General features: G+C 38.8%; 11 protein-coding genes. 8 read left to right on the top strand and 3 right to left on the bottom strand.

Features of this window, described 5'->3' with window-relative positions; all coding sequences use genetic code 11:
• Nucleotides 1-34: 34 nt before the first annotated feature.
• Together ACK1I8_RS12235 and ACK1I8_RS12240 are read right to left on the bottom strand one after the other, a co-directional pair.
• Nucleotides 35-667 carry a Uma2 family endonuclease gene (locus tag ACK1I8_RS12235; protein ID WP_412465669.1) on the bottom strand — a complete coding sequence of 211 codons (633 nt, stop codon included), beginning with the start codon at nucleotides 665-667 and terminating at the stop codon, nucleotides 35-37.
• Between the two features lie 181 nt (nucleotides 668-848).
• Nucleotides 849-2,840, bottom strand: a complete 1,992-nt coding sequence (locus tag ACK1I8_RS12240; protein WP_412465670.1) for a heavy metal translocating P-type ATPase — start codon at nucleotides 2,838-2,840, stop codon at nucleotides 849-851.
• A 345-nt stretch (nucleotides 2,841-3,185) separates the two neighbouring features.
• On the opposite strand from ACK1I8_RS12240, the gene ACK1I8_RS12245 reads away from it, so the two are divergent.
• Nucleotides 3,186-5,219, top strand: coding sequence for a M13 family metallopeptidase (locus tag ACK1I8_RS12245; RefSeq protein ID WP_412465671.1), 2,034 nt, complete (start codon nucleotides 3,186-3,188; stop codon nucleotides 5,217-5,219).
• Between the two features lie 342 nt (nucleotides 5,220-5,561).
• Nucleotides 5,562-6,362 (top strand): DUF2625 domain-containing protein, encoded by an 801-nt coding sequence (locus tag ACK1I8_RS12250; protein WP_412465672.1) that lies wholly within the window; start codon nucleotides 5,562-5,564, stop codon nucleotides 6,360-6,362.
• A gap of 56 nt (nucleotides 6,363-6,418) precedes the next feature.
• Here the strand turns inward: ACK1I8_RS12250 and ACK1I8_RS12255 are convergent, their stop codons facing one another.
• Complete coding sequence (locus ACK1I8_RS12255; RefSeq protein WP_412465673.1) at nucleotides 6,419-6,757, bottom strand: MmcQ/YjbR family DNA-binding protein; 339 nt, start codon at nucleotides 6,755-6,757, stop codon at nucleotides 6,419-6,421.
• A gap of 255 nt (nucleotides 6,758-7,012) precedes the next feature.
• On the opposite strand from ACK1I8_RS12255, the gene mnmD reads away from it, so the two are divergent.
• The 6 genes from mnmD (at nucleotide 7,013) to mazG (ending at nucleotide 11,701) form a co-directional block, all read left to right on the top strand.
• Entirely contained in the window at nucleotides 7,013-7,678 is a 666-nt protein-coding gene (gene mnmD / locus ACK1I8_RS12260; RefSeq protein WP_412465674.1) for a tRNA (5-methylaminomethyl-2-thiouridine)(34)-methyltransferase MnmD, read from the top strand.
• Nucleotides 7,679-7,974: 296 nt separating this feature from the next.
• Nucleotides 7,975-8,922: an aldo/keto reductase gene (locus tag ACK1I8_RS12265; RefSeq protein ID WP_412465675.1), complete on the top strand. Its 948-nt coding sequence runs from the start codon at nucleotides 7,975-7,977 to the stop codon at nucleotides 8,920-8,922.
• A gap of 81 nt (nucleotides 8,923-9,003) precedes the next feature.
• Nucleotides 9,004-10,113 carry an AI-2E family transporter gene (locus ACK1I8_RS12270; protein ID WP_412465676.1) on the top strand — a complete coding sequence of 370 codons (1,110 nt, stop codon included), beginning with the start codon at nucleotides 9,004-9,006 and terminating at the stop codon, nucleotides 10,111-10,113.
• Between the two features lies 1 nt (nucleotide 10,114).
• On the top strand, nucleotides 10,115-10,411 hold the full coding sequence (locus tag ACK1I8_RS12275; protein WP_412465677.1) for a hypothetical protein: 297 nt from the start codon (nucleotides 10,115-10,117) through the stop codon (nucleotides 10,409-10,411).
• A 13-nt stretch (nucleotides 10,412-10,424) separates the two neighbouring features.
• Nucleotides 10,425-10,874 (top strand): hypothetical protein, encoded by a 450-nt coding sequence (locus ACK1I8_RS12280; protein ID WP_412465678.1) that lies wholly within the window; start codon nucleotides 10,425-10,427, stop codon nucleotides 10,872-10,874.
• Between the two features lie 20 nt (nucleotides 10,875-10,894).
• On the top strand, nucleotides 10,895-11,701 hold the full coding sequence (mazG, locus tag ACK1I8_RS12285) for a nucleoside triphosphate pyrophosphohydrolase (RefSeq protein WP_412465679.1): 807 nt from the start codon (nucleotides 10,895-10,897) through the stop codon (nucleotides 11,699-11,701).
• The last annotated feature ends 72 nt before the right edge of the window (nucleotides 11,702-11,773 follow it).

An 11,773-nucleotide genomic window follows, 5' to 3' on the forward strand; every position in this document is an offset into this window, starting at 1 on the left:
AAAAAAAGTAGTAATACAAAAATATTGATGAATTTTATAAATCTTCAAAAACATCATCCAATGCCAGTTCAAAACCGGGTAATACGGTTGACGTAATTTTTTCGCTTAAGGTAAATATTTTGGAGGGCTGAAATTTACCCGTTTCGTCTAGTGTATAAATTAAAATACTTTGATCGCCCTGGCTCACCACCCAATATTCCTTAACGCCAAACTCTTCGTAAACACGGTATTTATGAAGCAGTTCCGTTTTGGTATTTCCCGGTGATAAAATTTCGACAACCAGATCGGGCGCACCGATACAACCGCGGGCATCCAGTTTGCTCTTATCGCAGATGACGCAAATATCAGGCTGGAGGACAGTAAATACATCTTTATCAGCCTTACTTTCTTTTGGAAAGCGGACATCAAAAGGCGCTGCATAAACTTTGCAAGGCTTACCTTTTAAAAAATTGATTATTGGATTTAACAAATTAATAGAAATACCCTGATGCACCCTTGATGGCGCAGGACTCATCTTAAAGATTTTACCTTTAATGAGTTCTACCCTTTCAGGAAAAAGCCAGTTTAAATAATTGGCATAGCTGTAAGTTAATGATGCATCAAGCTCATTGAGCTGCCTTACAGGCTCGTCATCATTTAAAACAGGATATCGAACTGGTACAGACATAACCAAATATACTAATTTTGATAGTAATCTGCTCTTATATTTTTCAACATATCTTGCTCAGAGCCCACAAATTTCGGTGGGCAAATGGCATTTGGCAGTTAAATTGATTAAGCAAAAAAATTGAGTCCCAAACCTTAAATCGATATGTTCAGCTCAGGTAACCGGGAAGCCTGTTTAAAAATTAGTCAAATTTCATTTTCTGTATGCGCACAGCATTTAAAATGGCGAGCAGTGCCACACCAACGTCGGCAAAAACAGCCTCCCACATGGTTGCTACACCTCCTGCTCCTAAAATTAAAACAATTGCTTTGACAGCAAATGCCAATGCAATATTCTGGACCACCACATTTTTGGTTGCCTTCCCTATTTTAACCGCAGTGACAATTTTTGAAGGCTGATCAGTTTGAATCACTACATCTGCGGTTTCGATAGCGGCATCGCTGCCCATTGCCCCCATCGCAATACCAATATCACTGATTGCCAATACAGGAGTATCGTTAATTCCATCGCCTACAAAAGCCACCACCCCGCTTTTTTCGCTTTTAATTTCTTCCAGTCTGGCTACTTTACCTTCAGGCAACAAATCCCCAAAATAGGTATCAATTCCTAAACTTCTGGCTACTTTTTTAACGATTGAAGTTTTATCACCACTTAACATCACCACCTGTTTTATTCCATTTTCATAAAGCTGTTTAATTGCCCTGGAGGCATCTTCTTTTATTTCATCGGCAATGAGCACATAACCCACATATTTCTGGTTGATAGCAGCCACAACTATGCTCTCTTCTATCAATGCAATCTTAGGCTCAAAGTCAATATTAAATTGCTGCAAAAGCTTAACATTACCGGCTAAAACTGCTTGACCATTAACGATGCCTTTTAAACCCATTCCGGCAATCTCCTCGATGTTTTCGGCGGGATGAATGTCTTTCACACCTGCATATGCTACAATGGCCTTAGCAATTGGATGAGTGGATTTAGCTTCCAACGCTGTTAATATGTTTAGAAATTGGGCTTCATCGATAATGCTTTCTACCTTCTGAACCTTAAAAACACCTTTTGTTAAGGTACCTGTTTTATCCATTACAACCGTATTGAGCTTGGTAATCAGATCCAGAAAATTGGCGCCTTTAAAAAGAATGCCATTTGCCGATGCCGCACCAATCCCTCCAAAATAGCCCAATGGAATAGAAATGACCAGCGCACACGGGCAGGAGATAACCAAGAAAACCAGCGAACGGTATAACCAGGTTTGGAAATGATATTCACTTCCTAAAACCAAAATCGGGACCGTAACCAGCGCAAGGGCTAAAAAGAAAACAATCGGGGTGTATATTTTCGCAAACTTACGGATAAAGAGTTCGGTTTTGGCTTTGCGCGTTGTGGCATTTTGAACCATTTCCAAAATGCGGGATAATGCGCTGTCGGCAAAAGCCTTGGTAACTTTAACTTCTACTACTTTATCCAAGTTAAGCATCCCGGCCAAAATCGATTCGCCTTTGTTAATGTTTCGCGGTTTGCTCTCGCCCGTTAAAGCAGCAGTATTAAAACTGCTTTTATCACTAATTAATTCGCCATCTAAAGGAATTTTCTCTCCGGCCTTAATCTGTATCGTTTCACCAATTTCTACCTGTTCAGGCTTAACATCCCCGTACTTTCCATTTCTGAACACATGCGCTACTTCTGCCCTTACATCAAGTAACGCTTTAATATTTCCTTTGGCACGGTTTACGGCAGCCATCTGAAACAATTCGCCAATGGTGTAAAAAAGCATAACCGTTACCCCTTCCGGGTACTCACCAATGGCAAAAGCACCTATGGTAGCGATAGACATTAAAGAGAACTCGGTAAAGAAATCTTTAGCCTTAAATGTTTCCCAAACCTCTTGTAAAACCGGAATACCTACCGGTAAATAAGCCACGATATACCAATAAGGGCGAATGATCTGAAATGCCGGAATGGTAAAAAGATTATCAAATGCAATTCCTATCAACAGCATTATCAAGGTTACGAGGGCTGGCAAATAAGTTTTAAAGGCTGATGGATCTCCACCATGATCGTGGCCGTGGTCATCAGCTTCTGCATGTACGTGGTTATGATCATGGGTATGTTTTGGTTCAGCATGTACTTTACTACTGCAACAGCTATCTTCTTTATCGTGTGAGTGGCTCATTATTCTATTATATGCTAAACATCATTGTTATTTATTATCCATAAAACCTGGCTGGTTCTGATAACCTTTTCAAATTTATGGAAATAATATGTTTTATTCTGAATCATTCTTAATAGCAATAATTTTTACAAGCGCACAATATTTTTTGTTAAAAAATGTTAATAATGGTATAAAAGATTTAAAATCATGAAATCTATCAAAATTCCTTTTTCAGCATCCGATTTGATCAGGAGGCTTGGCTTAGCCAAAATCTACTACTGGTTTAACAAGTAATATTCTTAATATATAATACCAGTATTAATTAGTATTTCATAAATTTCGCATTATTACTAACTTATTAAGCGAATGAAATACCAAAATTTGAAAAGATGTTTTGCGGCGCTGGGTATAGTCGCTGCTGGCTTTTCTGCAAATGCACAAACAAAAAAATTTATCGACCCTGCCAACATGGATCTGTCCGTTAAACCAGGCGACGATTTCTACACCTACGCGAGCGGTAACTGGATAAAAAACAATCCGGTTCCTGCTAAAGAAACACGCTGGGGTTCGTTTAACGAACTTCGCGATTTTAACATCAACGCCGTAAGATCTTTAGTGGAAGAGGCAGCTGCCGATAAATCTGCTCCGGCAGGGTCGGTGAAACGTAGGGTTGGCGATTTTTACACCGCTGCAATGGATAGTGCAACCATCGAAAAATTGGGTTATACGCCTATAAAAGCCGATTTAGCAAAAATTAAGCAAATTAAAAATATTCAGGGGGTACTTGACCAGGTAGCCTACATGCGTACCAATGGTTTGGGCGGCGGAATGTTTGGTTTGGGTGTTGGCCAGGACCGCAAGAATGTAAATAAATATATGGTAAATATTAGCCAGGGTGGTACCACACTTCCTGATCGCGATTATTACCTGAAAGATGATGCCCGCAGTGTGAAAATCCGCGATGCTTATAACACCTATATGGTTACTTTATTTACTTTAACTGGAAGTACGCCTGAAGAAGCCAAACAAAAAGCAGCAACCGTTTACAAAATTGAAAAGCAATTTGCTGAAGCGCAGATGAGCCGTTTAGAAATGCGCGATCCTTACGCTACCTATAACAAGCTTACCGTGGCCGAGCTAAACAAAAAAACGCCAGACATTGACTGGACAAGCTATTTACCTAAGTTCAAAATCAAAAATCAGGACACTGTTCTGGTTTCATCGCCTAAATTCATGGCAAGTCTGGATGGAATGTTGAAATCAATCCCTGTTGAAGATTGGAAAACCTATTTGGAATGGAACATTTTAAAAGGATCCGCTTCTAGTTTAAGTTCTCCGTTTGTTAAGGCGAGTTTCGCTTTCACACAGGCTCAAACTGGTCAAAAAGTACAAACGCCACGCTGGCAGCGCATGTCATCTTTAACAGATGGCACCATTGGCGAATTATTAGGCCAGCTTTATGTAGCCAAATACTTTAAGCCGGAAGCTAAAGAGCGCATGAACCAGATGATTGTAAACTTACGTAAAGCATTCGAAATCAGGATTAAGGGTTTGGAGTGGATGAGCCCTGAAACCAAACAAAAGGCCCTGGCTAAATTACATGCATTTACACCAAAAGTGGGTTATCCTGAAAAGTGGAAAAACTACGATGGTTTAGTGATCAATAAGGATACTTATTTCCAAAATTTACGCAATGCAAGTATTTGGGGCTATAATGAGATGGTTAATCAATTAGGCAAACCTGTTGACCGCAAACGCTTTGGAATGACACCTCCAACGGTTAACGCTTATTACAGTCCTACATTGAACGAAATTGTTTTCCCTGCTGGTATTTTACAGTTTCCTTTCTTCGATCCGAACGCTGATGATGCGGTTAACTATGGTGGTATAGGTGCCGTAATCGGTCACGAAATGAGCCATGGTTTTGATGACAGCGGAAGCCAATATGATGCAGCCGGTAACTTGAAAAACTGGTGGACAGCTGAAGATAAAGCTAAATTTGATGCCAAGACTAAAGCCTTGGGCGAGCAGTTCGATGCTTACACCGTCTTGGATACCATTCATGTAATCGGTAAATTAACCATGGGCGAAAACATTGGTGATTTAGGAGGCTTGAATGCTGCTTATACTGCTTTTAAAATGACCAAACAAGGTCAGAGTAACGAAAAAATTGACGGTTTTACACCAGATCAGCGTTTCTTCCTGGCTTGGGCACAAGTATGGAGGGGTAACATTTTACCTGAAAGTGCAGCTCAGTTAATTAAAACAGATCCGCATTCTCCAGGCCCGTACCGTACCATTGGTGCACCTGTAAATATGGATGCATGGTATGAAGCTTTTGATGTAAAACCCGGCGATAAACTATATAAAAAACCAGAAGACCGGATTAGAATGTGGTAATGATGGCAGAAGGCTGGAAGGTGGAGGGTGTAAAGCCTTTTAACCAGCTAGTTTTAGTTGCTATTGGAGGATGGATTTTTAAGGATTAAGATTTTATTCCCTTAACTTTTAAAGTTAATTTACTGCATCTTATATCAACCAATATTGCGGGCGTCCTGATTTCTTTCGGGACGCTTTTTTCATATACATGGTATCAGATTTACCAATTCCGTTTCTGCCTTGGTTCCTGTCCTCACGAACCAATAATGAATTTCAACTTTGATCTGAATCAAAAATTAATTCCGCTCTTGTCAGCAATTCTTAATTATCATCCTATCTTTGAAAAAACATATTATCCTATCTATGAAAAGCCCCATCACCTTCTTCTTTCTCTTTGGTTTAACTCTATTTTCATTAACCAGTTTTGCTCAGGAAAACAACTTGATCAGTATAGAGAAATTAGTTAATAAAACAGATCCGGCGTGGCCATTGGTAAAAAAATGGATTGATTCTGCAAAAAACAAGGTAGAAATCCTCCCTGTTGATTCTGCAAAAGCGAAAGAGGTACTATATCATTCGCAAATGACCACCTACGCCACGCTTGGCTCGGTAATTTATAATACAGGCGGCATTATGGTTGATAACGGATGGATTAGAATTATAGGTTCTGGCAGCGAAAGACTAAACAGGAATATTGCCGATTGGAATAAAGGAAAAACCTTGAAAGAGTATGGCGATAACATTCCCTACCTTTTAATAGCCGACGATGCAGTAGGCGGTTTCTTCGCTATTAATTACGGTGGTTTGGGCAAAGACATAAAAAATGTGTATTACCTTGAACCCAATACGTTAACCTGGCAACCACTTGGGGCTGGCTATGGCGAGTTCCTGATTTTTTGTTTCGATAGTGATCTTTCTAAATTTTATAAGGGACTACGCTGGAGCAGCTGGAATCAATTTATTGCCAATTTAGATGGAACCAAAACCTATAGCTTCCGCCCTTACTTATGGGAAGATGGTACCGACATTGATAAATGTACGCGAAAACTGGTTGGGATAGAAGAAATGTACCGTTTTAATATTATGAAATCGAAGGAACTGAATGCAGATAAAGGCATAAAAAAAGACGAAAACACAAAAGAGGAAACTAGAGGAGGCCAGTAAGTTAATCAGTTATCAAACTAATCTGATAACACTTGCAAAAGCCCAAACAGTATAATTTAAGCGTATTTTGCCTGCGTTTTCTTTGGTAATTTAGCTAAAACCATTGCTCTTGAATCAGCTACCCTGCTTTTTAGCTCATGATCGTTCAATACCTCTAAATTCTCGATCTGGATCCATTGCCGCTTTGCCATATGATAGGCCTGCCCAATGCCATCTCTTGCTGCGAGCTCATCAAATTCATCCGGATCACACTTTATTGAAAAACGGTTACCTTCATCAATAGCGATAATGACATAGATTTTCTCTTCTATCATAAAACATAGGTGTTCCCATTTCATGCCTTCGGTAGTACCGGGTAAACTCAAACAATATTCTCTGAACGATTCGATATCCATGTTATCAGGGTTTAGGGTAAGACCAAAGCTAATCACAAAAGATTAAAGGTTAAAGACAAAAGACACAAATAGCAAGATGAAAAGTAATAAAACACAAGTATCAAGATGCAACTATAAAGACAAATCTAATCTTTGTCTGGTTGATTCTTACTCATTAAATCCTGGAAACGCACATTGATCTTCGAAATCCAAAAATCTTATTAATCCTGTTCCTATATTTGCAGCATTACCTTAAGAAATAAATAATCCGAGTCCATGAATATCATTACGCCTACAGCAGATGGTTCCAACACACTTTATAACGAAACCATAGGCGAACATTACCATAGCAAACATGGTGCACTACAGGAAAGCAAACATGTTTTTATTAATGCCGGATTAAAATATGCTGCTCCCGGTTTAACTGAAATTTCCATCCTGGAAGTTGGTTTCGGTACCGGACTAAACTTTATTTTAAGTTTCGAATATGGTACAGCGCATCACCTGAAACTTAACTATACCAGTATTGAAGCTTTTCCGCTTACTACAACAATAATTGAGCAAACAGGCTATGCGGCATATGTTTCTGCAGAAATATGGTCTGGTTTTATTGCTAATTATCCGGAAGCATTAAAAGGCCCTCAAAAATTAACACCACTTTGCACATTAGAAATTCCACATACTACATTGGCCGAATACCATAGCGATAAAAAATTTGACCTGATTTATTACGATGCGTTTTCGGTACAGCACCAACCCGAAATGTGGAGCGATGAAATTATTGCACATGCCTGTAGTTTCTTAAAACCGGGTGGCACCTTGGTTACCTATGCCATCACCGGAAAACTAAAAAGAGCTGTAAAAGCCTGCGGATTTGAAATTGAAAAGTTGCCTGGTGCTCCTGGAAAAAGGGAAATGCTTAGAGCAGTAAAAAAGATGTAAAGAATGGAAAATGTAAGATGGATGATGGAAAAGTCCGATGTCGGAGGTCAGATGATAAAATTGTAAAAAAATGCTCTTTGTGTCTTCGTTATGATTAAACGAGTCCGGGGTCGGAGGTCCTAAAGTTGGAAGATAAAATTTCAAAAGAAAACAATGAATAAATAGCGCCTACCTTCCCTTAGCGCTTTCTCTGTGCGTACTTTGCGGTTAAAACCTACGATATCCTGACATAATTAAGACCTCTGTATAAAACCTCAGCCTATATAATTTGTTAGCATAACATTAACATTCATATCATGGAAAAAAGAACCTTGGGAAAAACCGATTTAAATATTTCACCCATCGTATTTGGAGGAAATGTTTTTGGCTGGACGATTGATGAAAAGAAATCGTTTGAAATATTAGACCAATTTGTAGAAGATGGTTTCAATTTTATAGATACGGCAGATGTGTATTCGCGTTGGGTACCCGGAAATAATGGTGGTGAATCGGAAACGATTATCGGCAACTGGCTAAAAAAGCACAATAAGCGTCACGACGTTATTATTGCAACCAAAGTAGGTTCGGACATGGGACAGGGCAAATCGTTGAGGAAAGATTATATCATCAACGAAGTAGAACATTCTTTATCTCGCTTGCAAACGGATTATATCGATCTTTATTTTTCTCACTTTGATGACGAAAGCACACCTGTTGAAGAAACTTTGGGTGCCTACGAAACTTTAATTAAGGCCGGTAAAGTCCGCTGGATCGGGGCTTCAAATTTTTCTGCCGATCGGCTTAAAGAATCATTAATTTATGCTACCGAACATGGCTTGCCACGTTATGAAGTTTACCAACCCGGATACAACCTTTATGACAGAGCAGATTTTGAGCAGGAACACGAAAAAATCTGCCTGGATTATGGCTTGGGCGTCGTGGTTTATTATTCGCTGGCCAGCGGTTTCTTAACCGGAAAATACCGCGATGAAAACGATCTGAACAAAAGCCAGCGTGGCGGGGGCATTAAAAAGTTTTTGAACGAACGGGGCTTTAAAATTTTAGCAGCTCTCGATCAGGTTGCCGGGAAATATAGTGTTGAGCCAGCTTCTGTAGCCCTGGCCTGGTTAATTCACCAACCATCAGTTACGGCGCCAATTGCAAGTGTAACTAGTTTAAGCCAGTTAAAATCGTTTACCGAAGCCGCTAATTTGAATTTATCAGCAGAAGACATTTCCCTGTTAAACGAAGCGAGTAACTATTAAAAATAATCTCTTATATTTAAATGCCCGGTTAATGAAACAATTACTCGGGCATTTTGTATTAAACAGGATTTTTTAAAACATATGAAAGACAAACTATCATTTCTACCCAAATTGGCATTGGTTCTTTTCTGTTTAATCAGTTTAACTTACATCGCCATTCTAGGCCACTCTTTGCTGGCCCCCTTACTTTTCTCTTTTCTAATGGCCATTTTATTATTGCCTGTAGGTAATTTTTTAGAACACAGGTTTAAATTCAAAAGAAGCTTATCAACCTTGGTATCTGTAATCCTGATGATTGCTGTGATTGGAGGAATTGTATACTTTTTTGGCAATCAATTAAGCGATTTATGGGCAGACTGGCCATTACTTAAAGAAAAAGCTAATGTTTCTTATCACGAACTCCAAAAATGGATTTCACATACTTTCGGTATCAATTCTCAGAAACAACTCAGTTACTTAAACGATAGCACAGAAAAAGCTTTGGCAACCAGTGCTGCAATTGTGGCTACTACCCTGTCTACTTTATCTTCTACCCTATTGTTTTTAGGTTTCACCCTATTGTTCACTTTTTTTATTTTAAACTACCGCAGGGTTTTATTTACTTTTTTAACCTCTGTTTTTAGTGAAGAACATAAAGAAAAAGTGGCAGAAATTGTGAGTCAGATTCAGTATATCATTAAAAAATACATTATAGGTTTATTCTTACAAATGCTCATTGTTACGGTATTAATGATTACCGTGCTGAGTTTACTGGGCGTTAAATATGCCGTTTTATTGGGATTGGTAGCAGGTATTTTTAATGTAGTTCCTTATCTGGGAATATTCTTTGCGCTGTTGGTAAGCTGTCTGATTACTTTCGCCACAGCGGGCGCTGGTAAAGTGCTGCTGGTTCTGATTGCTTATGTTGGGGTACATGCTATAGATGGAAATGTACTAATGCCATTAGTGGTAGGTTCCAAAGTAAAAATAAATGCCCTGTTTGCCTTTATCGGCATTGTCGTCGGAGAGATGATCTGGGGCATTTCAGGCATGTTTTTATGTATCCCTTATCTGGCCATTTTAAAAATAATCTTCGATAGAGTAGATAGCTTAAAACCCTGGGGGTTATTAATGGGCGAAGAACATAAGCCTGATAAAAAGAAACGGGTTTACCGGATTACAAAAAAGATTAAATTAGAAGAAAAAGATTAAAATGGCAGAAAACAGATCGCCCCATATTTTAAGCACTTCGGCCAATCTCCTGGGTATTTGCTTTATTGTGCTCACGTCTTTAAAAAAACTTGCACTCAATGATGGCTCTTTGATTGATGAATTTGCCGTAGCTGCTGTAATGTTTTTTATGACCAGCTGTATCTTATCTTTTATCTCCATGAGAAGAAAAATAACCGCAAGCCAGCGGTTGGAAAAAGCAGCAGATTTCATTTTTTTATCTGGCCTGTTGGTATTGTTTATCGCAACCATTTTAATTGCCTTTAATTTAATAAAGTAGATAAATCCATTAAATGAAACCCTTATTTGTACTGGTAATAGTTTACGTTGCGCTATTGGCTTTTGGCAGGCATACCACCTTTGATAAAGGAAATATTTTTGCAGGCAATATGGCAATGGCTACGATGCTCCTGTTTACGGCTGTCGGACATTTCAAATTTAAAACCAGTATGGCAGCCATGGTTCCACTATTCATCCCGAAAAAAGTAGAACTCGTAATTTTTACAGGGGTTTTGGAAATCTTATTTGCCGTTGGATTGGCAATACCAGCTGCCAGGCATTTCACCGGAATAGCATTGATTATCTTCTACATCGCCATTCTGCCCGCAAATATTTATGCTGCCAAACACCGCATCAATTACGAAAATTTATATCAACCAGGCCCCGGACCAAAATATTTATGGTTCAGAATTCCTTTTCAGCTTTTCTTAATCGCCTGGGTTTGGTACTTTAGCGTTCGATAAATCTATTTCAACTATAAAACATGCCTAACAATCCAATTCCTGCAAGCGCCAACAATCCAGCTGATGCCTTTACACGTTTACTTACCGTTTTAGATACCTTGCGCACACAATGTCCCTGGGATAAAAAGCAGACCATGGAAACACTTCGCCATTTAACTATTGAGGAAACTTATGAGTTAAGCGATGCCATTTTAGAGGGTGATTTAGATGAAATAAAAAAGGAACTTGGTGATGTGATGATGCATTTGGTTTTCTATGCCAGAATTGCTTCTGAAACCCATGATTTTAACATTACTGATGTATTAAACGGAGTTTGCGATAAACTCGTCAACCGGCACCCTCATATTTATGGTGATGTTGATGTGAAGGATGAAGAAGATGTTAAACGCAACTGGGAACAAATTAAATTAAAAGAAGGCAATAAATCGGTATTGGCCGGTGTCCCCTCGTCACTGCCCGCTTTAGTTAAAGCTGCCCGTATTCAGGAAAAAGCGCGCGGGGTAGGTTTTGATTGGGAAGATAAAAATCAGGTTTGGGAAAAAGTAGAGGAGGAACTGCAGGAATTTAAAACTGAATTTAATGTAGCAGACAGTACGGCAATCGATATCGAAAAAGCTGAATCAGAATTTGGCGATGTATTGTTCTCATTAATCAATTATGCCCGTTTTATCAACATCAATCCAGAAAATGCCTTAGAAAAAACCAATAAAAAATTTATCAAACGTTTTCAGTACCTCGAAACAAAGGCAAAAGAAAATGGAAAAGCCTTGGCCGATATGACACTTGCCGAAATGGATATATACTGGAATGAGGCAAAGAAAATATAGCTAAAAGGAGTGAATTCGCAAAATTAATATAAATTTTGCGAATCGATTCGCAAGATTTATATTAATTTTGCG

It is taken from the genome of Pedobacter sp. KLB.chiD (assembly GCF_047040275.1).
Taxonomy (GTDB): Bacteria; Bacteroidota; Bacteroidia; order Sphingobacteriales; family Sphingobacteriaceae; genus Pedobacter.

Bases quoted from the DNA above. Each gene is read 5' to 3' on its own strand.
- ACK1I8_RS12270 (WP_412465676.1), top strand. From the start codon at position 9,004: ATGAAAGACAAACTATCATTTCTACCCAAATTGGCATTGGTTCTTTTC.
- ACK1I8_RS12240 (WP_412465670.1), bottom strand. From the start codon at position 2,840: ATGAGCCACTCACACGATAAAGAAGATAGCTGTTGCAGTAGTAAAGTA.
- mazG (WP_412465679.1), top strand. From the start codon at position 10,895: ATGCCTAACAATCCAATTCCTGCAAGCGCCAACAATCCAGCTGATGCC.
- ACK1I8_RS12235 (WP_412465669.1), bottom strand. From the start codon at position 667: ATGTCTGTACCAGTTCGATATCCTGTTTTAAATGATGACGAGCCTGTA.
- ACK1I8_RS12280 (WP_412465678.1), top strand. From the start codon at position 10,425: ATGAAACCCTTATTTGTACTGGTAATAGTTTACGTTGCGCTATTGGCT.
- mnmD (WP_412465674.1), top strand. From the start codon at position 7,013: ATGAATATCATTACGCCTACAGCAGATGGTTCCAACACACTTTATAAC.
- ACK1I8_RS12250 (WP_412465672.1), top strand. From the start codon at position 5,562: ATGAAAAGCCCCATCACCTTCTTCTTTCTCTTTGGTTTAACTCTATTT.
- ACK1I8_RS12245 (WP_412465671.1), top strand. From the start codon at position 3,186: ATGAAATACCAAAATTTGAAAAGATGTTTTGCGGCGCTGGGTATAGTC.
- ACK1I8_RS12265 (WP_412465675.1), top strand. From the start codon at position 7,975: ATGGAAAAAAGAACCTTGGGAAAAACCGATTTAAATATTTCACCCATC.
- ACK1I8_RS12255 (WP_412465673.1), bottom strand. From the start codon at position 6,757: ATGGATATCGAATCGTTCAGAGAATATTGTTTGAGTTTACCCGGTACT.
- ACK1I8_RS12275 (WP_412465677.1), top strand. From the start codon at position 10,115: ATGGCAGAAAACAGATCGCCCCATATTTTAAGCACTTCGGCCAATCTC.